Genomic DNA, 24,976 nt, shown 5'->3' on the forward strand with positions numbered 1-24,976 from the left:
GTGGACGAGGGCAATCGGCCGCAAACAGGTTAACTGTGGTGCTGCCGGCGGCTTTCATTCCGGCAGCCGAGCGCTACGATCTGATGGCCGCCATTGATCGTTGGGTGATCCGCAACGCTTTTCTGGAGTACGAAAATGGCATCGGTCGGGCCGACGCCATGCTGGCGATCAACCTCTCGGCCAATTCGCTGAGCGACGAAGGTTTCGTCGACTTGATCGAAGGGCAGTTTACCGACCACCGCTTTCCAGCACAGCGGGCGTGTTTCGCGATCAACGAGATGAGTCATGCGCTGGGAATCGAGACGGTCGCCGAATGCGTCGCCAGCCAGGCGGTCGTCGACCGTTTGTGCGAAGTGGGCGTCGATTATGCGCAGGGCTACTTCTTTGGCAGGGCGGCGCCCTGGAGCGACACTTATTGAGTGCCCGCTCCGCCCACCGCAGACCGATCGGCTGCGCGGCAAGTCGGTAGGCAGGCGGCATGCGCTTCCCGGATTGCCGGCGCACGATCGCCGGCCCGGCTGCCAGCGAGGCCCCGTGCGGTCGCCGTCGTCAGGGCTCGGTCGCTGCCGGCTGGCTGACCGGTAGCCAAACCCTGAAGCGGCTACCCTGGCCGGGGTGCGAGTCGATCTCGATGCGGCCGTGGTGTTTCTCGACGATGTTGTACGATACCGACATGCCGAGTCCCGTCCCCTTGCCGACGGGTTTGGTGGTGAAAAATGGCTCGAAGATCCGCCGTTTGACGTCTTCGCTCATGCCGCAACCATTGTCGCGGACTTCAACCCAGACCCACTCGTCCTGATGGCCGGTGCTCAGGGTGACGCTGCCCATGCCACGGCTTTCATCGACCGCCTGCGCGGCGTTGACAATCAAGTTCATGAACACCTGGTTGAGCTGCGCCGCCAGACACTCGACGGCGGGTAGCTGGCCGTAGTTCTTGTCGACGGTGGCTTTGTACTTGACCTCGCTCCAGACCACGTTGAGTGTCGAGTCCAGCCCGGCATTGAGGTCAGCGTACTGCCACTCCGATTCATCGACGTGCGAAAAGTCCTTCAGATCCTCGACGATCTTCTTGATGCGCAGCAGACCATCCTCGCTTTCCCGGATCAGCTCGGGCAGATCTTCCTGCAGGAAGTCGATATCGAGCGTCTGTTTCAATCCGGCGATACGCGCCAGCAACTCGCTATCGGCGATCTGCGCCTCGGCCGCCTGGTAAGTGGTGATCAAGTGCAGCATCTGTTCGCAGTACTTCTTCAGGCTCTGCAGATTGGAGTTGACGAAGCCGACCGGGTTGTTGATTTCGTGCGCAACACCCGCCGCCAACTGGCCGATCGAGGCCATTTTTTCGGACTGCAAAAGCTGATTCTGGGCCGCTTCAAGTTTGCCGATGAGGACGCCTTGCGCGGCTTTTTCCGTGTTCAACGCGGCAATCGCCTCGTGCAGGCGGCACTGCGCAATCGCCGTTTCTGTGTAGTCAAAGATCGTGCCGCAGACCAGCGATATCTCGCCGCCGGCAACGCGCAGTGGCAGGAAGGTGACGTTCTGGCGCATCGCATCGAGCCCGCGGGTGATCGGCCGGTCGTGGGGAAAGCGGAACAGGTAGGGCCGCAGTTCCCACAGCGTGAAGGCGCTGTTGCCGAGGACGAAGACGCTTTCCAGCTTCTTCTCCAGCCAGGCCCGCGGCAACTCCGGAAACATCGCGAACAGGTTTTGGCCGAGCATCGCGGTGCTCGACTTGCCACTGTGCACGGCCATGAAGCGGTTCCAGAGCGCTACCGTGCCGGCACGGTCGACGGCGAATACGCCGACGTCGATGCGCTCGACCAGCGATTCGAGCAGCGCCGAAGAGGTGGCGGCGGCGGCGGGCAGCGTCACTCAGAGTTCCTCGATGAAGCGGTCGAGCGCGCGCTGCAGAGCGGCGACGGCGTCTTCCGCCATGAGGATGATCAGATGGCAGCGGAAGACCCGTCGTTCGAGCCCAAAGCGCACTTCGACCAGCAGTGCGCAGCGGGCAGCGATCGCTTCGGCCTGAAGCAGTTGGTGGGTGGATACCTGGTCAGCGAGCAGCGACGGCGCCGAAAAGCCGATCTCGGCACGCAGCAGTTCGGCAATGCCGCCCAGGCAGGCGCCGACCAGTACGTTGCTGATGTCGAGCAGCAATTCCCGGCTGGCGGGCGCGTCCAGGGCGTCTCCGTAACTCATCAGTTCGGCGAGGTCGTGCGCCGAATGCTCCGAAAAAATGACAATTGCCTCGCCGCGCAATTCGCCGAGAAAAGCCTGGCGGACCGCCGAGGCGATGCCGTCACCGGCCAGCGCTACCAGCGCGGCGGGGATCTCGGCCGCGTCCACGGCTCTGATCTGTGGCACCGAGAGTTCGACAAACTCACCGAGCACCTGGGCGATCGACGCGCCGGCCTGCCCCATGCCGATGTTCGCGACCTCCTGCAAGGCCTCGCGTTGATCGTCGCTGATGAAGTCCATAGTCATAACACGAGTCCGTATTCCTTGAGCACCGCCCTGACTTCGACGGGGTCGACCGGTTTCTTTAGGAAAGCGATCGCGCCCATGGCGCGAACGCGCGCTTGTGCAGCCGCCTGAATGTCCGCCGAAACGACGATCACCAGGCAGTTGAGGTCTTCGTGCCGGAGCGTTTCGAGGACCTGATAGCCGTCCATTTCCGGCATTGTCAGGTCAAGAAAGATGACATCTACGCCGCCCTGACGGTAATGCGACAGGGCTTCGACGCCATTCGCGGCTTGCGTGATGGTGATATCCCAAGCCGGCGGCAGTGCGCGAATCAACATCTTGCGGGCCATTGCTGAATCGTCGACGACGAGAACCGAAAGCGACATTGCCATCTCCCTTGCGTTATTCCAATTCTTCCACGGCACGGTGCTTGATCGGTATCCAGACCCTGAATCGGCTGCCGCTTCCAGGCATCGATTCGAGCTCGATGCGACCGTGGTGTTTGTGCACGATGCTATAAGATACCGACATTCCTAGTCCAGTGCCCTGGCCGACGGGCTTGGTGGTGTAGAACGGCTCGAAGATCCGCCGTTGTACGTCCTCGCTCATGCCGCGCCCGTTGTCCTTGACTTCAACCCAGGCCCAGTCGTCCTGATGACCCGACGATAGCGTGATCGTTCCCATGCCGCGGCTTTCGTCGAGTGCGTGAACGGCATTGATGATCAGGTTCATGAACACCTGATTGAGCTGCGCCGCCAGACATTCGACGGGCGGTAGCTGGCCGTAGTTTTTTTCTACGCGTGCCTTGTATTTGACCTCGTTCCAGACCACGTTGAGCGTCGACTCGAGTCCGGCGTTGAGATCAGCCGCCTGCCATGCCGATTCGCTGACGTGTGAGAAGCCCTTCAGGTCACGCACGATATTCTTGACCCGAAGCAGGCCGTCCTCGCTTTCCCGGATCAGCGCCGGCAGGTCTTCGAGCAGGAACTCGAGGTCGAGCGCCTGCTTCAGCTCGGCGATGGTGGCCAGTGTCGAGCGATCGTCGATCAGCGCTTCGGCCGCCCCGTACGCCTCGAGTAGCTGCAGCATCTGCTGGCTGTAGGTCTTCAGCGTCTGGAGATTCGAGCTGACAAAGCCCACCGGGTTGTTGATCTCATGCGCCACGCCGGCCGCCAGTTGGCCGATCGACGCCATCTTCTCCGACTGCAGTACTTGGTTCTGTGCCTCTTCGAGACGCTGGTTGAGCAGCTTCAGCTCGTGGAAATTTCGCTCCAGATCTCTTTCGGCACGGCGGCGCTCGGTCACGTCGACGCCGAAGGAAAGAATCAATTTTGCCTCGCCGTCTTCATGCATCACCTGCGAGTGCCAGCTGATCAGACGCTCAGAGCCGTCGCGGACAAGGATTGGGTGCTCCTTGAACGGTACGACTTCGCCGCTCTCGATGGCCTGCTCGATGATCGCCTCGATCTCATGTCGATCGACGGGCGGGATGAACAGCTCGCTCCAGCTCTTGCCGATTACCTCGTCGCGAGCAAAGCCGCTCAGTTTCTCGGCGTAGTCGTTGAACAGCACGATCTCTCCGGAGCGCCCAAGACCGAGGATCAAGGTCGGGGCGGAACGAATGATGCTTTCTGACCAGGTCGTTTCGCGCCGCAGTGCGGCGGTCGCCTGCTGACGTTCGGTAATGTCGCGTAGCAGCCCAATGGCGTACCGCTTGCCCTTCAGTGTCGTCGACGACAGCGATAGCTCGACCGCTATTTCGGCGCCTGTTCGCGTCAGCGCGATGACTTCGCTGCTGCGGCCGAGCATAGTTCCCGCCGCGCCTTGCTGGAAACGGTGGTAGCCGAGCAGGTGCGCGGCGCGGAAACGCTCGGGCAACAAGAAGTCGGCGAGCCCTTGGCCGAGAGCTTCGGCTGGCGTCCAGCCGAACAAGCGTTCGGCCGCCGGGTTCCAGTACGACACCAGGCCCAGGTCGTCGACCATCACCACCGCGTCTTGAGCCGAATCGGTGATCGTGCGAATCGTGTGCTCGCGCTCCTGCAGGTCGCTGCACGATTGCTGCAATGCCCCGGTTCGCTCGCTGATCAGCGCCTCGAGTTGTTCGTTGCTGCGGCGCAGCGTCTGTTCGGCGGCGAGCAGGTCGGAGACGTCGACCGCCGATCCGACGATTCCCAGAAAAGCGCCGGTGGCGGCATAGCGCGGCAGGACGTGCACCCGTAGCTGCCGGTATTCACCGTCCGTCCGGCGAAAACGAAGGACGCGTTCGCCGCCGGTCCGTTGCTCCTTCGCCTCGTCGATCAGGGTCAGCGCGGGCGCCCGGTCGTCCGGGTGAATGACCAGTGTCCATGCCGCTCGCGTGTGTTCGTCGGCGGTCGTCCCGGTAAAGGTATTCCAGGCGCGGTTGTAGTAGCACTGGTCATCGGCGTCGCTGCTCATCCAGATCATCACCGGCGCGCTGTCGGCCAGCGAGCGGAAGCGCTGTTCGCTCTCGCGCTGGCCGGCATCGGCGAGATCGCGCGCCCGCACAGCGTCTTCGAGCGCGGCAATCTTTTCGCCCATGGCCAGCGCATGCGTGTCGCTCATCGTCTGTAGCGAGCGGAAGAAGTCGACCTGCTCGCGCAGTTGCCGTGGCGTGACCTGTAGTTCGGCAAGCTGGCTGGCGAGCGTGGCGTGCAGCTCCGCGGTCTCGGCGTCGCTCAGGCGCAGCGTTTCGCTGGCCGCCTTGCGCGCCATCGCCGCGCCGATCGTGCCGGCCAGTGTGCGCTCGGCACGGGCTGCCAGTTCGAGATAGCGCGCGCCGGAAAGGCTGCGTTTGCCATCGGTAAACGCACCCTGTTGCACACGTTCGATCGCCAGCGCGGCCTCGTGCGCGGGCAGGTAGCGCGAAAAGAGACTTTCGATCTGGCCGCGTACCGTCGCGCAAGCGATGCGCAATTCGCCGCCGTGGTCGTCTGCGCGTCGCCGCTGCTTGCCGAATGCTCTGGCGTAGACGTGCGCCGTCGCCGATTCTTCATTGCTCTGATCACCGAGCAGCGAGCCGACGACGTAGCCGCTGACGTTGAACAGCAGTGACCAGAAAGCGGTGTTGGCGTACGGCGACCCCAGTTCCAGGCTGAATAGCGCTTCGGGCCGCAGGAATTCGATCGCCCAGGGTCCGGCGCCTAGCCAGTCCGCGTTGCCGACGCCACTGCGGACGACGGCCGGCAAGAGCAGCGTATACGCCCAGGTCGCCCAGCCCAGCGCCAGCCCCCACCAGGCGCCAAGCTTGTTGCCGCGCGTCCAGTAGAGGCCGCCGATGCCGGCCGGAACGAACTGCAGCACCGCGGCAAACGAGATCAGACCCATCTGGATTAACAAGTAGCTGTTGGCCAGGCCTTCCTGAAAGCGGTACGCCGCCGCCAGCATCAGAAAGACCACCGCCCAGCGGATCGGTCGCAAACCGCTGCGCAGGTGCTCGCCGACGCCGCCGCGGTCGATCAGTGGCAGGACGACGTGGTTGGAGAACATGATCGCCATCGTCGTGCAGGCGACCATGATCATTCCCAGCGCCGCCGAAAAACCGCCGAGAAAGGCAAGCAGCGTCAGGACCGGGCCGCCGTGGTCGAACGGTAAGCGAATCACCAGCCAGTCTGCCGCCGCGCTGGGGTAGTCGAGGAGGAGTCCGCCGACCGCGATGGGCAATACGAAAAATGACATCAGCAGCAGGTAGAGCGGGAACAGCCACATCGCGGTCATCAGATGACGCTCATCGTGACCGCCGACGATCATCACGTGGAACATCCGTGGCAGGAAGACGATCGCCGACATCGAGAGGACCAGGTAGGTCATCCAGGTGACGTAGGTGTTGCCGCTCAGCGGCGCATCTACGAAGCGCTGCCGCAGCACGGGGTCGGCTTCGAGGCGCGCCAGGATGTCGGCAAAGCCGTCGAAAAGACCCCAGGTGACAAAGACGCCGACGGCGACAAAGGCCAGCAGTTTGACCAGCGATTCGACGGCCAGCACCGCCAGCAGTCCGTGCTGGCGTTCACGCGTATCGACCCGGCGCAACCCGAAGACGCCGGTGAGCACGGCGACCAGGACGACGATCAGTTCGTCGGAAAATTGCCAAAGCCCCGCCGGCGCATGATCCTGCTGCAGGCCGCTGACGACGGCGAACGATTCCACCAGGGCGCGTAGTTGCAGGCCGATGTAGGGCACCATGCCAAGCAGCAGGATGACGGTAATGAACGCCCCCATGCTCACCGAATGACCATAACGCTGCGTGATCAGGTCGACGACGCTGGCGAAATGGTAGCGCTGGCGCAGGCGAATCATGCGTCGTACGACCTGCCACGAGCCGAGCATCACCAGCGTCGGGCCGAGATAGATCGTGGCGTAGAGCATGCCGTTGTTGGTCGCGCTGCCGACGCTGCCGAAATACGTCCATGAGGTGCAATAGACGGTCAGTGAGAGAGCGTATATCCACCCCCGGTCAGCTCCCTGGCGAGCCTGCGCGGCGCGCCGTTCGGCCCACGCGCCGACCGCCAGGAGAAGGGCGATGTAGGCCAGGATAGCGACCAGCAGCCAGAATGGCGAGAAGCTGTGCTCGAGCATCAGTCGTCCACCGGATCGTCGTCGCTGCCGTCTGCTCGCCGACTGCGGCGCAGGCTGCGCGAGACGGCATGGCTGAGCACGATCAGGGCGCTCCAGGTGGCGAAGACGTAGAGGTACATGGCGACCGTGCCCCGCGCGCCGGCAATCTGGATCAGCGGCCAGCCGACGAGGAAGGCGCTTACCCAGGCCAGCGCCAGTTGTAGCAGGGGATCGGCGAGCCGATGCCGCTTGCGGCGGACAGTCGTTGGCTGCTCCTTGGTCAATCCGGCAGCCTGACGGTGACCGTGGTGCCGATCTCCGGCACGCTGTCGAACTCAATCTCGCCACCGTGGGCGCGCACGATGTCACGCGTCACGGTCAGTCCCAGACCGGTTCCCTTGCCGACCGGCCGCGTCGTGTAGAAAGGATCGAAAACGCGCGGCAGCGAGTCGCGCTCGATGCCAACACCGTTGTCACTGACGACGATAAGCACCTGTTGGCCGTCGAAACGGCTTTCGACCCGCAGCTCGCCGCTCGCTCCCTTGCCTTCGATGGCCTGGACGGCGTTGGTGAGTATCGCCAGAAATGCTTGCGCAAGATGGCCCGGCAAACACAGGAGCGGCTTCAGGGGGCGCAGCTCGCAGACCAGCCTGGCGCCAGGCAGCAGCTTCTTTTCGGCCATCTTGCACGCCGAGCCCAGCAGTTGGTTGACGTCGACGACGTCCTCCTCGGGCTTGTCGATATTGGAAAAACCCTTGAGGTCGCTGACGATTCGCGCCACGCGATCGACGCCGCCAACGCTGTCGCGCAGCAAGTCTGAAAAATCTTCGAGGATGAAGTCGAGGTCGGCGGCGGCGACCAGTGTTTCGCCGCCCGGCAGCGTCTTGACCGCAGCCACCAGGTCATGGAATTTGCCGAGGTAGCTGTCGGCCGTGCGCAGATTGCTGCGCACGAAAGAGATCGGGTTGTTGATCTCGTGCGCCACGCCGGCTGCCAGTTCGCCAACCGAGGCGAGGCGTTCCGCCTGGTACGATTGCCGCTGCCGCTCGTCGAGTAGTTTCACCTGCGCGGCGACGCGGTCGTCCATTTCTGCGCATAGTTCCTGGTATTTCGCCTCCGCCAGCTCGCCACTGTGCCGTGGCAGCGTTTCGGCAGGCACGGGCGTGTCGGCACTGTCGGCGGCGGCTGCAAGCCCGTGTGGCGCCCGGCGCAATAGTTGCGCGATCAGCTTGCTCGCTGCCTGGCACGCCGCCGCTGCGGCCTGCGGCGCTTGCAGGTAGCCGATGAGCTCGGTTTCGAGTCGCAGCTCGACTCGCGCGTCGGCCGGCAGGTCACGGGCACCGCCGATTACGGTGCCGGCCAGGTCCTGGAGCGCGACCGGAGAATCGAGCAGCACGCTCAGCGAAGCACACAGCTTCGCCAAGTCCGCTGGCGATAGCCAGGCAGCCAGGGATAGTCCGTGATTAGAAAAGGAAGCCGGTGTCTCGTCCACAGCAAGCCCATGGCTAGGTGTTAGGAAGCGCGCCTCAAGGAGCAGGCATTTTTCACGGCGAGTCGCGCCTTTCGGCAACGCCCGCCGCCTGCGCTGCCTCGGCGACCGTGTCTGCGAACGATACGCTCTTAGCAGCCGACCTGTGCGCCTTTTCGCGCCGCCAGGGGGCAAGCCTTGCGGGCGTCTCAGTCGCGCTTCAGCGAATCGGGTTCGAGCAAGACCGAGCCGTCCGGCCCCCAACGGACGCGCGTGATGCCGGGCTCCAGCGCTTCGAGACGCTTGCGCTCGAAATCCTCGGCGCTGCAACTGCCTTGCTGCAGTCGCGCTTCGTCGGCCAGTTTCTCCGTTTCGTACTGCAGTTCCTGAAACGCCAGCGCCTGCGCGATGGTCGTCACCAGTTCGTAATCGTTCCACGGTTTGGCAATGAAGCGAACGATGCCGGCCTCATTGATCGCCGCGATCAGGCCGTTCAGATCGGCGTAGCCGGAAAGAATCAGCCGCGCTGCATTCGGTTGCAGTTCACGAAACTCCTTGAGAAAGGCGACGCCGTTCATACCTGGCATGCGGTAATCGGAAAGGACCAGGTGGTACGGCGTACCGAAGGCGCTTTCCAGAGCCTGCAAGGGGTCAGCAAAGGTATCGACGGTGAGCTGAAAGACCTTGCCGGCCGCCGAGCAGGGCGTCGTCGCCAGTAGTCGGCGCAAGGATTTTAGAATGTTCTCTTCGTCGTCGACGATCAGAATGCGGGTCATTTCCGGGTTCCTCGCCTGACGTGGCTAGGTTTCGGTTCGGACATGCAGCACGAGAGGCAAGTCCTCGCGCCGCGCGTAGGCTTGAATCTCGCGAACCAGGTTGGCGTCCAGCAGGTAGTCGGTGGCCAGCAGCAGGGTGCCGTCACGCGCCATCAGATCGCGCGCCAGGACCATCCCGACCTTGAGCTTGTCGACCGGAACTCGCAAGGTCTGGCCGGCTTCTTCGCGCGGCGCGCCAAGGATCTCCAGGAGAGCGTCGATGACCGTCGGGCAGTAGCGTTTTCCGCGCGATTTCACCAGCAGGCTCTTGGCGTCGTCGGCGTTGAAGCGTTTCTCCGACAGGGTGCCGATCTGCAATCCGTCGTAGTCGTTGGCGACCGCCAGGATGCGCGCGCCGATCGGGATTCCCAGGCCAACGATTCCGTCGGGAAAACCCTGGCCGTCGAAGCGTTCGTGATGGGCACGGATCAGGTCGGCGACGCTCTTCAGATCGGCCAGCGGCAGCAGGGCATTGGCACCGGCCAGGCTGTGCTTGCGGTAACGTCCCAATTCTTCGGGGTTCAATTTCGGTACCGGCTTGGCAAGCATCGCATCGGAGAAGCCAATCTTGCCGATATCGTGGAGCAGGCCGGCGACGAAGATATCCTGCTGCGCCTTGGCGTCGAGTTCAAGGCGGATAGCCAGTTTGCGCGACATGTCGGCGACGCGGCGGGCGTGGCCGCCGGCGGACCCTTCGCGCAGCTCCATCAACGACGAAAAGACCTTGATCGAAACCAGAAAACCTTGCTTGAGCGTTTCATTGGCGACATTGAGGAAGCCAACGACTTGCTCCAGCTCGGCGGTGCGTTCGCTGACCCGCGCCTCGAGACCGGTATTGAGTGATTTGAGCTCTTCGTTCTGGGTCTGCGTCAAGGCCAGAAGCCGGCTGTTCTCATTCTGCAGCTGCCGGCGTTCCAGGGCTTCGCGGACGATTAGAAGAATATCGTTGTCGTCCCAGGGTTTGGAAATATAGCGGTAGATCTCGCCCTTGTTGATCGCATTGACGGTAGACGCGATGTCCGCGTAACCGGTGAGCAGGATGCGGATGGCGCGAGGCCAGCCGGCACGGACCTGTTCAAGAAACTGCGCACCGTCCATCTCCGGCATGCGCATGTCGGAAATGACCAGGTCGACGTCTTCCTTGCCGAGTAGTTCGAGTCCGGCAGCGCCGCTCTCGGCGGTCAGGATGCGATAGCCGCTGGGGCGGAACAGCCGTCGCAAGGCGCTGAGGATCGACGGCTCGTCGTCGACCAGGAGCAGTGTCTGTGGGCTTGCCGGCGAAGTTTGTTCGATCATTTTCTCGCGCCATTCATATCAGGTTTGCCGTGGGCCGGTACGCGACGGGCAAGGGGCTACGCTTGCTGAGCGTGTTCTCGACGTGCATGCTACGACCATCTCGCCGGCGCCGGCGGGATCCCGACGACAGCGCAAGTCCGCACGCTTGGCCTGCCGCCTGCTCGGCGAAGGAGTGACCACGGTGCGCGGCAAGCGCCAGTGTCCGCAGACGGTAATGGCCTTCCCGACATCGCACTGTACCTCATTCGTTGATGCGCTTGAATGGGTCTGCGCAGGCGACGTGCTTCGATGAGTCGGAGCAGCCGGCCGCGCGCCGGCTTGCAGTACCGTCGCCGTCGCTGCTATTCAGCCGGGCGGCGCTTAACGATGCGGCTCAGGGCATTCCTGCCGGCCGCCACAGTCTTGCCGATCGAGCCGGTTGGCGACAGCCCGAGGCCGATCGCTGTGCTGACGGTCTTGATCGTCCGACCGACGACCTCAACGGTCAGCAAAGCGAATCCGATGATCGTGGCGGGATTGTAGGCGACGATTCCCCAGCGCTCGCGGCGATCGCTCATCCACAATCGTTTGTACTTGTCGTCGCCGATCAGGAAATCCACTTCAGCGACGTGATCAAGGTCGATGACGTGCTGCAGGACGTGTGCGGTGAGCACCGTTCCGGGCGAGTACGAGGCAAAATCGCCGTGGTACGCCACCTTGTAGATGCTCGCTTTCTGCTTGTCTACGATCCACAGCTGGGCCGCTATGGTACGCCCGCTTAGCCGGGCGATACCGAGACGGAGCATGCCCGCTGTGGCGAGTTGACGGATCAGCGATGGCACGAATTCGGGATAGGGTTCGGGGACTTTCCAGCTCGCCGAATAGACTTCCTGAAACGCCGCGATGCATTGTTCGCTGTCATCGATGGTCGTTACCACCTCAAGCGTTCCTCCTTCAGCCGCAAAGCGCTTGCATCGTCGCTTGAGCGAACTGCGCAGGTTGGCACTGCGCTTTTTCAGGTAGTCTTCCCAGCTGCCTTCAACCCTCAGAAACCAGTTGCCGAAACAGAAAAACTGGAACGGGATCCAGTCGTTCGCTCTGAGGGCACTGAGCAGCCCCTTGTACGTTGCCGATTCCGGGTCCATGGGTGAGAAACGGATCACATGGACACTCCCGTGGTCGTGCACTGCGGCGGCGAGCAGCTTCTGCAGATCGAGTGGGTCGCCCTCTCGACTCAGCAGTGGCGCATAGAGCGCGGTGTAGTAGTTGCTTAGTGACTCGATACTCTTGACCACTCCCCTGGTCGTCAATCGTACGGGCAGGATCACCCGGGGATTTTTCTTTTCGGCGGTCAAGTAATAGCGCACACCCGCATCGGACGGGAATACCTGTTTTTCCAGGAGTTTGAACCAGCCGGTCGACGCCTGGAAGTTGTCTTCGGCCGCGAACTCGCCAAGGTCATATTCCTGCAAGCCTTCGATGTCCTTGCACTGTACAACATTGCTGCTTATCGACTCACCCGCTGATGCCCTGTTCCTGATGTCTTGAAGGTTCTGCCGCCAGGCCCGCAGCACCGAGAACGCCGCCGCATTCAGGGGGCCCCGGAAGATCTGGACGTTCTGAACGGTGCAGGCGAAGGAGGCCCACTCCTTTTGATCGCTGGTGGCATTGGTGTAGAACTCGATGGCCTGCCTGGAATTGAGTGCGGACTGCTCTTCGATGACGCGGTACAGCAGCAGCCGACCGGGGGCAAAGCGTGCCAGCGATTCGTCGTAGGTTGTTTTCAGGAAGATCAGCATGCGGTCGTTGGAAATCACCAGGCGCGACGATGCCAGCTGGTCACCAATATGAAATTCGTAGACTGCGGCCTGGTTGGTCAACGCAAAGCGCCGCAGGATGTCGAGATAAAATGCACCTTGCTCGTTGTCGCGCGAAACGGCGGTGCCCGCCTGACCTTTCCAGCCGGCGCTCTCCATGGCGCCAAAACGGCCTACTCCGGTGTCCATTTCTGCCGCGTCGATCAGTCTTGTCACGCGATCAGCGCCGAACTCGGCTTCCGTTCGCCGGAAATAGCGAGCAATGTTCGCAGCGAGTTTCTTTGGGCGCTTTTCCCAGTAAGCCGGGAACCCGTTAGCCAGCTCGATCCCGATCGTTCGCGCCTGTGCCTCGATGATTAGCGGCAAGGTCACGCTGGAGAGGTCTGGCGCATAGCGCGGGTCCACCGCGTACAGTTCGATCGTCCACGTGAGTCTTGGCAGCGCGGGCAGCAGGCTTGCAAGCAGGCAAGCGTCTTCCAGCAGGACGACCATCGCCTGTCTTTGCGAAGGACGAAAGCTCGAATACCGCCAAAGTCCACATGATTGAAGGATCAGGCCACCCGAAAGGCGATCGCCTGTTCGGTGAACGCACAGCAACTGGCTGCCGTCGCCGAAATGATCCAACAGCGCTCCGAGAAAACGACTGTCAGCAAATGGGTGGGAGTCGTATAAGCGGGCATTCAGTTGGTCCCACTCGTCCGCAAACTTCGCGAACGTAGTCTTGGCGTTGTGGATCTCCCACCCCATCACTGAACTCCCTTGGCAACGTGACGCAGGGTTTTTTCGAAGGCGGCCGTCATCCAATCCATTTGACTTTCGGTCAGCGCCTGATGGCATGGCAAATGGAGGAGGTGCAGGCGATAGTCCAGAGAGATCGCGCAGGTCGAGCTGGCCATCTCGTCCCAGCGCCAGATCGGCACGCCGAGATGCTTCAGCCAATGGAAGTGAGGGTTTGGATGGTCGATATGCAAGGGGAACATATAGGGCGTACAGTCTGCCGGCAACATCGGGAATAGCGCGTGGCAGTTGGGGACGGCGGCAACGGTTCGCAGCCAGCGTTGGTAATTCTCGCGTCGGCGCCGGATATTGTCGTCGATCGACGAATGGTCAACGACAAACCGAGAACTGCGCAGTGAACTCGTGGTGGCTGCTGCCACCGAAAAAAGGGAAGACGGGCCATCGCGGTCGATCAACGGGTCCTTACCCAGGTCCAGCTTCCTGGCGCTCAGGAACTCAAGCCGCTCGTCGATCGAAGGGCTGCTGCCGGACGGGAGTTTTCTGCCTCGACTTCGTTCCACAGCGTTCTTGAGGCCTCTCAACTCTTCGATCAACGGTGCTGGTGTCGTTGCCACCGGGTCGAGGCGCTGCGCGTCAGCGGCGTAGAGCAATCCGCCATCGGCGCACGCGAAAAACTTGTAAGGGCTGGCTGTTACGAAATGGCCATGAATGCCGGTGCCCGAGGCGCGGAAGCGCTCCGTAAGAAGTACATGCGAACAGTCTTCGATCAAGGCGATGTCGTGATCGATGCACCACGCTTTCAAATGCGAGAAGTCCTGCGCGATGCCAAAGTAGTGCGTGGCGAGCAGCGCCTTGACCGGTTTCTGAATTGACGCCAGAAGGCTTTCCAGTGCCGCCTGGTCTGGTGACAGGTCGGCCTGAAGGGGGTAGAGATGGATGTCCGCAGCCAGCGCCAGCGCCGGGTCGAGCATCGTGACGCAATGATAGGCTGGCGCCAGCAGCACGCCGTGGCGACCGATCCCGGCCAGTCTGAACGCTTCGCGCAGCGCATAGCGGCCGCGCGTGAAATGACGGAAATGGTTCGCCGAGGAGTAGCGGGCGGGCGGCGTGGACCAGCGCGCGGGCGATGGCCAGGCGGGCGTCTCAGGCAAGGGCGAAACCAGCGGACTCGGAAAACAGCAAGACCCGGGATCGAAGCGCAGGAATTTCAAAGCAGACCTTGCCCGGCGCCGGCCAGGCCGCTCGAGCACGGTAGCTGCAGCCAGCCAAGACAACAGCATGCGCGGTTCAAACCAGCACCTCGAGACAAGCCGGATGCCCGAGAAACGCCTGCGGGCTGGCGCTAAAGCCGTAGGCGCCCGATTGGAAGATCACCACCAGGTCGCCGGCTTCGGCGCTGGCGAGTTCCATGCGGTCGGCCAGCAGGTCGAGTGGCGTACACAGCGGACCGACGACCGATACCGTTTCACGCTCGCTAGACGCCATCCGGTTGCCGATCGCCACCGGGTAGTTCTTGCGGATCACCTGGCCGAAATTGCCCGACGCCGAAAGATGGTGGTGCAGACCGCCGTCGGTGACCAGGAAGGTGTGACCGCGCGAGAGCTTGCGGTCGACGACGCGGGTGACGTAGATGCCTGCTTCGCCGACCAGATAGCGCCCCAATTCGACGACCAGCTCGGCGGCTGGCAATTCACGCGCCGCCTGGTCGGCGATCGCCGCCAGATTGGCGCCGATCGGCGCCAGATCGAGAGCCTGTTCGCCGGGGAAGTAGGGGATCCCGAAACCACCGCCGAGGTTGAGAAAACGAACTGGCGACGGCGCTGATTGCGCCAGGCGGCAGGCGAGTTCGAAACTCTTGCTCTGCGCCTCGACGATTGCTTCGGCTTTGAGGTTCTGCGAGCCGGCAAAGAGGTGAAAGCCTTCGAAGGCCAGCCCCGAACGGCCAATCTCGGCGAGCAGTTCGGGCACCTGTTCGGCGTCCACGCCGAACTGCTTGGCGCCGCCGCCCATCTTCATTCCCGAACTCTTGAGCTCGAAATCGGGGTTCACGCGCACCGCGACACGCGCCGTGCTACCCATCTGCTCGCTGATCGTGGCCAGTTCGGTGACTTCGCGAAACGACTCGATATTGATCAGGATGCCGGCGGCGACAGCCTGCCGCAACTCGGCTCTTTGTTTGCCGGGGCCGGCGAAGCTGACCTCGCGCGCGTCGGCGCCGGCGTCGAGCGCGACCTTCAATTCGCCGCCCGAGGCGACGTCGATGCCATCGACCAGGCCGGCCATATGACAGACCAGCGCCGGCATTGGGTTGGCCTTCATCGCGTAGTGCAGTTTGAGCGAAGCCGGCAGCGCGGCGCGCAATTCGCCGACGCGGCGGTTCAGCAGTTGCCGGTCGTAGGCATAGAAAGGCGTTTGCCCGAGGCGTGCGGCGAGTCGGCAGAGCGGCGTGCCGCCGACCAGCAGTTCGCCGTTGCTGACCGCAAACTGGCTCATTGCGGCGTGTCTGGGCGTGCTTCTGGCGGCTTGGCTCATGTGCGGCTTCCTTGGCGGTTGCTGGTACTCGCGTTCGGCGAGGAACTGGCGAGAAAGTCGCTGGCCAGCGCCTTGCGGTCGATCTTGCCGTTGGGGTTGCGTGGCAAGGGGCCTGGTCGCACGCTCACCGCCGCCGGCACCATGTACGCCGGCATCCGCCGGCGGCATTCGGCAAGCAGTGCCGCGGTGTCGAGCTCGCCGTCTACGACTGGTGTGGCAATCACCTGGATGGCGTGGCCGAGCGTCGGGTGGTCGACGCCGAAGGCGACGCATTCGCCGACCAGTTGCGTCGCGTAGAGCACTTCCTCGACTTCGGTCGGGCTGACCCGGTAACCGGAGGTCTTCATCATTTCGTCGCGGCGGCCGATGAAGTAGAGGAATCCTTCGTCGTCGCTGCGCACCGTGTCGCCCGAGAAGACGGCGATTTCCGGCAGCACCAGGCCGCTGGCGCGGCCCGGTGTGCTGGCCGGCAAGGGTCGGTAGCGCTCGGCGGTCTTTTCGTGATCGTTCCAGTAGCCCATACCGACCAGCGCGCCGCGATGGACGAGTTCGCCGGGTTCGTTGGCAGCGCACGCCGAGCCGTCGTCGCGCAAGACGAGAATCTCGGCGTTCGGGATGGCCTTGCCGATCGAGTCCGGACGCCGATCCACCTCGTCGGGCGGCAGGTAGGTCGAACGGAAGGCCTCGGTCAGGCCGTACATCAGAAACGGCTTGCTGCGCGGCAGGCGGCTGCGCAGGCTGGCCAGCGTCTGGCGCGGCAGGCGACCGCCGGTATTGGCAAAGTAGCGCAGATGCTCGCCGATTGCCGCTGGCCAGTCGAGTTCGGCCAGCTGAATGTAGAGCGGCGGCACGGCTGTCAGCCCGGTCACGCGTTCATTCGCCAGCGCCTTGAGGACGTCGCGCGGCAGCAGGTAGTTGAGCAGCACGACGCGCGCGCCGGCGTGGAAAGCGGTTGTCAGCTGGCTGAAGCCGGCGTCGAAAGACAGCGGCAGGGCGGCCAGCAAGGTATCGTCGGCGGTGTTTTCGAGGTAGCTGGCGACGCTCTTGGCGCCGGCGACCATGTTGCGGTGCGAGAGCACGACGCCCTTCGGCTTGCCGGTGCTGCCCGAGGTGTACAGGATCGCCGCCATGTCGGTGTCGATCACGCGGTGGCCGTTGCGCTGTCCAGCCGCTTGCAGCAGCTCGTCCCAGCGCAGCCAGGCCAGCGGCCCGGCGCGCTCCGCTAGCGCTTCGGCGTTGCTGACGATGACGTGCCGCAGGTCGTGGCACGACGGCAGGATCGGTTCGAGCAGCGCCAGTCGCTCGCTCGAGGTGAGCAGCGCGCGGACATTGCAGTCGCGCATGATGTAGGCCACCTGCTCGGCTTTGAGCAGCGGGTTGAGCGGTACGAAGACGCAGCCGGCGGCGGTGGCGCCGAAACTGGCGACGACCGTTTCGAGGCGTTTTTCGAGGTAGATGGCGATCCGTTCGCCGCGTTGCAGGCCAAGGCTGACGACGCCGCTGACAAAGCCCGTAATCGCTTGTTGCAGGGCGCCGTAGCTCATCGACTGTTGGCCGTAGCTGAGGGCGATGGCGTCGGGTTGGCGTGCGGCGGTGTGGCTGATCAGTTCGGCGAGCAGGTGCGAGTCGGTCATGTCTTGGGCGCAGAAAGGCGATCGGATAGCCGGCGATTTTACCGACTTGCGCTCGTTTGGCTGTGAAATTATTCCCCGCGGCTCGACCAGCGCCGCCACGACCGCGCCCCGCCTGCCCCTTCGGAAGGCCTCCAGGGCGACTCCGGGCGGCGCGACGATGGCCCGGAAAGAGCGCGTTTCCTGGCTCGCCGATGCCGGTAGATCGCTGGCGACGCTGGCCGGCGGCTCAGTACATCTGCTGCTGGCGATCGGCGGCACGCGCCGCCTCGACCGCCAGCAGCGCGTGTTTGCGTTCGCTGCCCCAGCGGTAGCTGCCGATGTCGCCATTTTCGCGGATCACGCGATGGCAGGGAATAAGCACCGCCAGGCGATTGCGTGCCAGCGCCGAGCCGACAGCGCGCTGCGCGCGCGGATGGTCGATCAGCGTCGCCAGCGTCGCGTACGAGACGACGTCGCCGGGCGCGATATTAAGCAGCGCCTGCCATACCTTGACTTGAAAATTGGTTCCGCGCAGGAGCAGGTGCAGTGCTTGCTGCCCGTGCACGGCCGCAAAGACGCGCCCGACGATGGCCGCCAGCGCCGCGTCGTCACGGATCAGCGTGGCGTGTCGCCATTCGGCGTGGAGTTGCGCGATGGCCTCGGCGTCGGCGTCCTGGTCGGCGGCGGTGAACTGCAGATGGCACAGACCGCGTGGCGTGTTGCCGACGATCACCCGGCCGAACGGCGTTGCCGCGAAACCGTAGGTGAGATGCAGTCCGGCGCCCAGCGAGCGGACTTCGCCCGGTGCCACGGCGTCGCAGGCGACCATCAGGTCGTGTAGCCGACCTGGTCCCGAGAGACCGGCCGCGTGCGCCGCGCCGAGCACGTCGTGCTGCGCGCGCAAGAGCGAGCGGGCGTGCTCGCTGGTCAGGTATTGCAGAAAACGTTTGGGCGAAATTCCGGCCCAGACGCCGAAGGTCCGCTGCAGATGAAATGGGCTGCTGCCGACGTGTTCGGCGATCTCCTGCAGGCTTGGCTGCGAGGCGCGCTGCTGTCTGACGAAACGGATCGCGCGGGCGACCGTTGCATACGCCCGGCAGCGTTCGTCGACGGCGCCGAATTTGCCAACCTCGCCCGCCCCGCCGGGCTGGCCGGATTCATCTGGGCGATTCATGCCGCTTGCCGGCGCGGACCGAGAATGCCGGCGGTGATCGCGATACCGGTGAGGATCAAGGCGCCGCCAAGCAGTGTGTACCAGCCGACCGCTTCGTCGAGGAAAATGGCTCCCCACAAGACGCCAAAGACCGGGATCAGGAAGGTCACCGAAAGCGCCCGCGTCGGGCCGACGTCGTCGATCAGCCGGAAGTACAGCAGGTAGGCGGCGCCGGTACAGATAACGCCGAGCAGCGATACGGCTGCCCAGTCGCCGGCGTCGGGCGCCGCGCGGATCGGCGCCAGAAGAATCAGCGGCAGAACGACCAGCGTCGCCATCCACATGCTGCCGTGGGCATTGGCGAACGGTGTCGCCAGGCCCGGGCGGGCCTTGGTATAGAGGCTGGCGACGCTGTACGAGAGCGGCGCCAGCAGGCCAGCGGCAATCGCCGGCCACTCGCCTGCACCGTTGAACGCCAGCTTGTGGCCGACCAGCACGCCGACGCCGCTCAGGCCGCAGGCCAGACCCAGGGCGACAGCACCGGTCAGCGGCGTGCGCATCCAGAGCGCGCCGATGGCCGCACCGAAGAGTGGCGAGGTGGCGTTGAGAATCGCCAGCAGCGACGCCGGCAGCGATTGCGCGGCGTACGCGAAGAGGATGAACGGTAGCGCCGAGTTGAGGACGCCGATGGTCAGGAAGTACTTCCACAGGCGCCCCAGTTGCAAGGGCTGTTTGACGAATCGGCTGGCGATCCAGAGAAACAGCGCGGCGATGCCGACACGAAACATGATCAGCGCCACCGGGCCGAAAGCGGGGACACTGACGCGCATGAACAGGAACGAGGCGCCCCAGATCGCGGCGAGGCAGAACAGGCGGGTGATGCTGGCGGCGTCCATGGGCGCTTTCATCGAAAAGGGGAACGCCCCGATTGTCGTTCCGGGCGCACTTCCTGGCCACCCGATTCTTGCGCTTTGCCGAGCGCCGCGGCCGCCACGCGGTGCCGGCCAGGCGCATCGCCAGGAAAGCGCTTGCGCTCGGTGGCCTCGTATGTTCCATGCGGCGTGCAACGCTACACTAGCGGCCGCCTTTGCTGCCACCCTTGTCCCAGCCATAGCGAACCGTTCGCTGCCAGCGCGTTTCGGCCTGGCGCAGGCGATTGCCGCCGGCCGTTGGCAGCTGTGGTACGGGCGCTTGCGGCGCCGGCAGCGGCGGCGTTTTGCGGCGGCGTGCGGGTTTGTTGGTCATCGGGGTCGGCGCCGATCGCGGCGTGGTCGCTATGGTAAACTCTGCGGCCATTCTAACGCTCAAGAGAAGGCCATGTCCGGCAACACCATTGGCACGCTGTTCACGGTTACTTCTTTCGGTGAGTCGCACGGTCCGGCGATCGGTTGCGTGGTCGATGGCTGCCCACCCGGACTGGCGATCAGCGTCGCCGACATCCAGGCCGAGCTCGACCGCCGCCGGCCGGGAACTTCGCGGCATGTCACGCAACGGCGTGAGCCCGACGCGGTCGAGATTCTCTCGGGCGTCTTCGAGGGCCGGACGACCGGCACGCCGATTGGCCTGCTGATCCGCAATCAGGACCAGCGCAGCCGCGATTACGGCAACCTCGCCGATGCCTTTCGTCCCGGGCACGCCGATTACGCCTACACGCAGAAATATGGCTTTCGCGACCATCGCGGTGGTGGCCGTTCGTCAGCGCGCGAGACGGCGGTGCGCGTCGCCGCCGGGGCGATCGCCCGCAAGTGGCTGGCCGAGCGTTATGGGGTGACGATTTGCGGCTGGATGAGCCAGCTTGGGCCGATCGAAATCCCGTTTCTGGCCGCCGCCGAGATCGCCAACAATCCGTTCTTTGCGCCGAACGCGGCGATCGTCCCGCAGCTCGAGGAATTCATGGATCAGCTGCGCAAGTCGGGCGATTCGGTCGGAGCGAAGATCAGCGTCGCCGCCAGCGGCGTGCCGGCGGGTTGGGGTGAGCCGGTCTATGACCGCCTCGACGCCGAGATCGCCTACGCGATGATGAGCATCAACGCCGTCAAGGGCGTTGAGATCGGCGCCGGTTTTGCCAGCGTCGCGCAGCGCGGCAGCGAACATGGCGACGAGATGACGCCGCAGGGCTTCCTCAGCAACCATGCCGGTGGCGTCCTCGGCGGCATCTCCACCGGCCAGGATGTGCGGGTCAATCTGGCGATCAAGCCGACCTCGAGCATCCGCTTGCCGCGCCGCTCGGTGCGTCTCGACGGCACGGCAACGACGGTCGAAACGCACGGTCGCCACGACCCCTGCGTCGGCATCCGGGCAACGCCGATTGCCGAGGCGATGCTGGCGCTGGTGTTGATCGATCACGCCTTGCGTTACCGTGCGCAGTGCGCCGACGTACGCTGTGCGACGCCACGCATTGCCGGCGCAGCGGCGTGACGGGCGGCGGTGGCAATGCTTATAATCGCCTGCTCTGGTCGCGCATCGGGCCGACCGGGATCCGCTAGAGGCCATCAGATCATGCAAGTTGAGCACCACGACCTTCACCACGAGTTCCCCGAGTATCTGGATTCGATAGACGCCCTGAAAGCTTCTAACGAGCAGTTCGGGCAGTTGTTCGACGAATATCAGAAGCTGACGCGCGAGGTCGAGCGCCTCGAGGAAGAGGACCTGCCGGTGCACGATTTCACCATCGAAGAGATGAAAAAGCGCCGCCTGCTGCTCAAGGACCAGATGTACCGGATGCTGGTTGCGGACAAGAACGGCGATTGAGCCGCGTGCGCCGCTGCCGTGCCGGCATGCGGCGCGCGATCCGCTAGAATCGCCGGATGCTTGCTCTGCCGTATTGGCGCCTGTCCGGCTATTACTTCTTCTACTTCGCCTTCATCGGCGCTTTTTCACCGTATTTCGGGCTATATCTACAGTCGCTGAGCTTTTCGGCGTGGGACATCGGCCTGCTGATGTCGCAAATGCAGCTGATGCGCATGTTCGCGCCGTATCTGTGGGGCGCGCTGGCCGATCGCCTGGGGCAGCGGATGGCGATCGTTCGCCTGGCGGCCTTGCTCAGCGTCCTTGGTTTCGCGACTTTTTTTGCCGTGCGCGGCTTCGAGGCGATGTTGCTGGCGATGGCGCTGCTGGCTTTCTTCTGGAGCGCCGCGCTACCGCTGGTCGAAACGGTGACCTTCGATCATCTGCGCGAGCAGCCGGCGCGTTACAGTCGGATCAGGCTATGGGGTTCGATCGGCTTCATCGTTGCCGTCATGGGCACCGGTGCGCTGCTCGATCAGCTGCCGCTGAGCGGCTTGCTGTGGATCATCCTGGCGACTCTGGCCGGGATTCTCGGCTATGCGCTGGTGGTCCCCGAGGCGCCGCTGCAGGCGCTCAGCGACGCCCACCCGCCGGTCGGCGAGATCGTTCGCCAGCGGCGCGTCAAGGCGCTGTTCGCCGCTTGTTTTGCGATGTCGGCGGCGCACGGCGCGCTCTACGTCTTTTACTCGATCCATCTGGCCGAGCATCACTACAGCAAGTTTCTGGTCGGTTGCCTGTGGTCACTGGGCGTGCTGGCCGAGATCCTGGTGTTCTTTTTCATGGTCGGCTTGCTGCGCCGCTACGGACTGCGCAGCATCCTGCTGATCAGTTTCGCGGCGGCGATTGGGCGCTTCCTGATGATCGGCTGGGGCGTCGAGTGGCTGGCGCTGATCGTCGCCGCGCAGCTCTTGCACGGCCTGACCTTCGGCGCCTATCATGCGGCGTCGATTGCCGCCGTCAATCGCTGGTTTCCCGGCCGTTGCCAGGCGCGCGGCCAGGCGCTGTACTCGAGTCTGTCGTTTGGCGCCGGCGGTCTGGTGGGTAGCTTGCTGAGCGGTTGGACCTGGGACGCCTGGGGGGCCGCGCCGACCTACACGCTGAGTTCGGCGTTCGCCGTCGTCGGCCTGATCTGCGTCGCCGTTGGCATCAGGAAGACCGATCTCGATGCCGTCGCCGAGATGCCACGGCGTTCTTGAGGGTGCCATGAGATTTTGTTTCTTTCAGCGCGGCGTTTTGGCGCTTCTGGCCGCCGTACTGGTCACCGCTTGTGCGGCAACGCGGACCACCGGCGGCGGCACGGTCGGTGTTGACCGCGACCAAACCATGCTGCTGTCGTCGACCGAGGTCGATCGCTCGGCCGCCAAGGCCTACCAGCAGACGATGCGCGAGGCGCAGAGCAAGAAGCTGCTCAATCGTGATCCGGCGCAGCTGGCGCGGGTACGCGGCGTCGCCCGGCGCCTCATTCCGGTCACCGCGGCGTTCCGCAGCGACGCTCCCGGCTGGCAATGGGAAGTCAATGTCGTCAGCTCGAAAGAGCTCAACGCCTGGTGCATGCCTGGCGGCAAGGTCGCCGTTTATACCGGCTTGCTCGAGCAACTGGAGATCACCGACGACGAGTTGGCGGCGGTGATGGGTCACGAGATCGCGCACGCCTTGCGTGAGCACGGTCGCGAAAAAGCCGGTCAGGCGGCGGGCCTGAACGTCGCCGCCGCGCTCGGTGGGGCGCTGATTGGCGCCTATTTTGGAATCGACTCGGGCCTTGGGCAAGGGGTGATTGGCAGCGTTGGCGATCTGGCGTTCATGCGTCCCAACTCGCGCGAGATGGAGCAGGAGGCTGACCGTATCGGCATTGAACTCGCCGCCAGAGCGGGTTACGACCCACAAGCGACAATCTCGCTGTGGGAGAAGATGTCTCGTGTCGGCGGCGGCCAGCCGCCGCAGTGGTTGTCTACGCACCCATCGCACCAGTCGCGGATCGCCGATTTGCGGGTTTATGCGCAGCGCGTCCAACCGCTCTACGTCGCCGCCCGTCGGTCGCCCTGAGCGCTGACGGCGATCGCTGCGCGGCCGCACCAACGCGCGCGCGGTGCGCGCGGCGGCGCTGACAGCGGCCGCCGCGGTGTGACATAATCCGGCCCTCTCCTGGCCCAAATGGTCAAATTTTGTCGGATGGTAAAGCTATGCCGCAAACCTTGTATGAAAAGCTTTGGCAGGACCACCTGGTACATCAGGAAGCCGATGGTACGGCGCTGATCTATATCGATCGCCACCTGATACACGAGGTGACCAGCCCACAGGCCTTCGAGGGCCTCAAGCTGGCTGGCCGCAAACCCTGGCGGGTTTCTTCGATCGTCGCCACCGCCGATCACAACACACCCACCGATCACTGGGGTCGCGGTATCGAGGATCCGGTGTCGCGGCTGCAGGTCGAGACGCTGGACGCCAATATTCGGGAAGTCGGTGCGCTGGCCTATTTTCCGTTCAAGGATCCGCGACAGGGGATAGTGCACGTCGTCGGTCCCGAGAACGGCGCGACGCTGCCCGGCATGACCGTCGTCTGCGGTGACTCGCACACCAGCACGCACGGCGCTTTTGCGTGCATGGCGCAGGGTATCGGCACTTCCGAGGTGGAACACGTGCTGGCAACGCAGTGCCTGCTGCAGAGCAAGTCGAAGACCATGCTGTTGCGCGTCGACGGCGTTCTCGGCAAGGGCGTTACGGCCAAGGACGTGGCGCTGGCGGTGATTGCCCGGATCGGCACCGCCGGCGGCACCGGTTATGCCATCGAGTTTGCCGGCAGCGCGATCAGCGGCCTGTCGATGGAAGGCCGCATGACGCTATGCAACATGGCCATAGAGGGCGGCGCTCGCCTGGGAATGGTCGCCGTCGATCAGGTGACGATCGACTATCTGCACGGTCGCCCGTACGCTCCGACGGGCGCGCAATGGGAGCAGGCCGTCGCCCACTGGCGCGGCTTGCGCAGCGACGACGACGCCGAGTTCGATTGCCTGATTGACTTGCCTGCCGGCGAGATCAAACCACAGGTGACCTGGGGTACCTCACCCGAGATGGTCGTGGCGATCGATTCGACGGTGCCCGACCCGGCGCAGGAGAGCGATCCAGTGAAGCGCGAGGGCATGGAACGGGCGCTGATCTATATGGACCTGCGCGCCGGCACGCCGATCCGCGAGATCGCTGTCGACAAGGTTTTCATCGGCTCGTGCACCAACTCGCGCATCGAGGACCTGCGGGCTGCCGCTGCTGTCGTTCGCGGCAACAAGGTGGCGAGCAAGGTCCGCCTGGCGCTGGTCGTTCCGGGTTCGGGGCTGGTCAAGCGACAGGCTGAAGCCGAAGGCCTCGACGAGGTCTTCCGCGCCGCCGGTTTCGAGTGGCGCGAGCCGGGCTGTTCGATGTGCCTGGCGATGAACTCCGACCGCCTCGAAGCCGGCGAACGCTGCGCGTCGACGTCGAATCGCAACTTCGAGGGGCGACAGGGCGCCGGTGGGCGAACGCATCTGGTCAGTCCGGAAATGGCCGCTGCAGCGGCGATTGCCGGGCATTTCTGCGACGTGCGCGAATTGCTGTAGGGCATTGAAGGAGAATCGATGAACAGGTTGACGATGATTTTTGTGGTGCTTGTTGTGAGCACTTCGCTGGCCGCCTGCAATACCATGCAGGGCGTCGGCAAGGATGTCGCCAAGGGTGGGCAGGCGATCGAAAAAGCGGCCAGGTAAGGCCCCGCA

22 protein-coding genes are annotated in these 24,976 nt (G+C 64.0%); 7 read left to right on the plus strand and 15 right to left on the minus strand.

The window, feature by feature from the left end; genetic code table 11:
• Positions 1–38 precede the first annotated feature (38 nt).
• Complete coding sequence (locus QZ656_RS16800) at positions 39–419, plus strand: EAL domain-containing protein (RefSeq protein ID WP_291994467.1); 381 nt, start codon at positions 39–41, stop codon at positions 417–419.
• 130 nt (positions 420–549) lie between these two features.
• Here QZ656_RS16800 and QZ656_RS16805 read toward each other — a convergent pair whose 3' ends face one another.
• The 15 genes from QZ656_RS16805 to QZ656_RS16875 form a co-directional block, all read right to left on the minus strand.
• The gene (locus QZ656_RS16805; protein WP_291994468.1) at positions 550–1,872 is read right to left on the minus strand and encodes an ATP-binding protein; all 1,323 of its coding nucleotides are present in this window, start codon (positions 1,870–1,872) and stop codon (positions 550–552) included.
• Positions 1,873–2,484 (minus strand): chemotaxis protein CheC, encoded by a 612-nt coding sequence (locus QZ656_RS16810; protein ID WP_291994469.1) that lies wholly within the window; start codon positions 2,482–2,484, stop codon positions 1,873–1,875.
• The gene (locus tag QZ656_RS16815; RefSeq protein WP_291994470.1) at positions 2,481–2,849 is read right to left on the minus strand and encodes a response regulator; all 369 of its coding nucleotides are present in this window, start codon (positions 2,847–2,849) and stop codon (positions 2,481–2,483) included. Before QZ656_RS16815 ends, QZ656_RS16810 begins: the two co-directional genes overlap by 4 nt.
• Before the next feature lie 16 nt (positions 2,850–2,865).
• Complete coding sequence (locus QZ656_RS16820; RefSeq protein WP_291994471.1) at positions 2,866–7,056, minus strand: PAS domain S-box protein; 4,191 nt, start codon at positions 7,054–7,056, stop codon at positions 2,866–2,868.
• Complete coding sequence (locus QZ656_RS16825; protein ID WP_291994472.1) at positions 7,056–7,319, minus strand: hypothetical protein; 264 nt, start codon at positions 7,317–7,319, stop codon at positions 7,056–7,058. Before QZ656_RS16825 ends, QZ656_RS16820 begins: the two co-directional genes overlap by 1 nt.
• Complete coding sequence (locus QZ656_RS16830) at positions 7,316–8,458, minus strand: ATP-binding protein (RefSeq protein WP_291994473.1); 1,143 nt, start codon at positions 8,456–8,458, stop codon at positions 7,316–7,318. Before QZ656_RS16830 ends, QZ656_RS16825 begins: the two co-directional genes overlap by 4 nt.
• Positions 8,459–8,712: 254 nt before the next feature.
• Positions 8,713–9,279 (minus strand): response regulator, encoded by a 567-nt coding sequence (locus tag QZ656_RS16835; protein ID WP_291994474.1) that lies wholly within the window; start codon positions 9,277–9,279, stop codon positions 8,713–8,715.
• Between the two features lie 24 nt (positions 9,280–9,303).
• The gene (locus QZ656_RS16840) at positions 9,304–10,614 is read right to left on the minus strand and encodes an HD domain-containing phosphohydrolase (RefSeq protein ID WP_291994475.1); all 1,311 of its coding nucleotides are present in this window, start codon (positions 10,612–10,614) and stop codon (positions 9,304–9,306) included.
• A gap of 341 nt (positions 10,615–10,955) precedes the next feature.
• Complete coding sequence (locus QZ656_RS16845) at positions 10,956–13,157, minus strand: GNAT family N-acetyltransferase (RefSeq protein WP_291994476.1); 2,202 nt, start codon at positions 13,155–13,157, stop codon at positions 10,956–10,958.
• Positions 13,157–14,359 (minus strand): DegT/DnrJ/EryC1/StrS family aminotransferase, encoded by a 1,203-nt coding sequence (locus QZ656_RS16850; RefSeq protein ID WP_291994477.1) that lies wholly within the window; start codon positions 14,357–14,359, stop codon positions 13,157–13,159. The genes QZ656_RS16845 and QZ656_RS16850 overlap by 1 nt, the downstream gene beginning before the upstream one ends.
• Before the next feature lie 76 nt (positions 14,360–14,435).
• On the minus strand, positions 14,436–15,680 hold the full coding sequence (locus QZ656_RS16855) for a pyridoxal-dependent decarboxylase, exosortase A system-associated (protein ID WP_291994478.1): 1,245 nt from the start codon (positions 15,678–15,680) through the stop codon (positions 14,436–14,438).
• Complete coding sequence (locus QZ656_RS16860) at positions 15,677–17,314, minus strand: acyl-CoA ligase (AMP-forming), exosortase A system-associated (protein WP_291994479.1); 1,638 nt, start codon at positions 17,312–17,314, stop codon at positions 15,677–15,679. The genes QZ656_RS16855 and QZ656_RS16860 overlap by 4 nt, the downstream gene beginning before the upstream one ends.
• Before the next feature lie 226 nt (positions 17,315–17,540).
• Positions 17,541–18,467 carry a methylated-DNA--[protein]-cysteine S-methyltransferase gene (locus QZ656_RS16865; protein WP_291994480.1) on the minus strand — a complete coding sequence of 309 codons (927 nt, stop codon included), beginning with the start codon at positions 18,465–18,467 and terminating at the stop codon, positions 17,541–17,543.
• On the minus strand, positions 18,464–19,342 hold the full coding sequence (locus tag QZ656_RS16870; protein WP_291994481.1) for a DMT family transporter: 879 nt from the start codon (positions 19,340–19,342) through the stop codon (positions 18,464–18,466). Before QZ656_RS16870 ends, QZ656_RS16865 begins: the two co-directional genes overlap by 4 nt.
• Before the next feature lie 178 nt (positions 19,343–19,520).
• Positions 19,521–19,691: a hypothetical protein gene (locus QZ656_RS16875; protein WP_291994482.1), complete on the minus strand. Its 171-nt coding sequence runs from the start codon at positions 19,689–19,691 to the stop codon at positions 19,521–19,523.
• Positions 19,692–19,763: 72 nt separating this feature from the next.
• Here QZ656_RS16875 and aroC point away from each other — a divergent pair, with 72 nt between their 5' ends.
• The 6 genes from aroC to QZ656_RS16905 all read left to right on the plus strand — a co-directional run bounded on the left by aroC (position 19,764) and on the right by QZ656_RS16905 (position 24,967).
• The gene (aroC, locus tag QZ656_RS16880; protein WP_291994483.1) at positions 19,764–20,864 is read left to right on the plus strand and encodes a chorismate synthase; all 1,101 of its coding nucleotides are present in this window, start codon (positions 19,764–19,766) and stop codon (positions 20,862–20,864) included.
• An 81-nt stretch (positions 20,865–20,945) separates the two neighbouring features.
• Positions 20,946–21,197, plus strand: a complete 252-nt coding sequence (locus QZ656_RS16885; RefSeq protein ID WP_291994484.1) for a YdcH family protein — start codon at positions 20,946–20,948, stop codon at positions 21,195–21,197.
• A 56-nt stretch (positions 21,198–21,253) separates the two neighbouring features.
• Positions 21,254–22,429, plus strand: a complete 1,176-nt coding sequence (locus QZ656_RS16890) for an MFS transporter (protein ID WP_291994485.1) — start codon at positions 21,254–21,256, stop codon at positions 22,427–22,429.
• 7 nt (positions 22,430–22,436) lie between these two features.
• Positions 22,437–23,276, plus strand: coding sequence for a M48 family metallopeptidase (locus QZ656_RS16895; RefSeq protein ID WP_291994486.1), 840 nt, complete (start codon positions 22,437–22,439; stop codon positions 23,274–23,276).
• A gap of 137 nt (positions 23,277–23,413) precedes the next feature.
• A complete protein-coding gene (gene leuC, locus QZ656_RS16900) occupies positions 23,414–24,820 on the plus strand; it encodes a 3-isopropylmalate dehydratase large subunit (protein ID WP_291994487.1) in 1,407 nt (468 codons plus the stop codon).
• 18 nt (positions 24,821–24,838) lie between these two features.
• Positions 24,839–24,967, plus strand: coding sequence for an entericidin A/B family lipoprotein (locus QZ656_RS16905; RefSeq protein WP_291994488.1), 129 nt, complete (start codon positions 24,839–24,841; stop codon positions 24,965–24,967).
• The last annotated feature ends 9 nt before the right edge of the window (positions 24,968–24,976 follow it).

The sequence above is a fragment of the Candidatus Accumulibacter sp. ACC003 genome, assembly GCF_907163085.1.
Classification (GTDB): domain Bacteria; phylum Pseudomonadota; class Gammaproteobacteria; order Burkholderiales; family Rhodocyclaceae; genus Accumulibacter.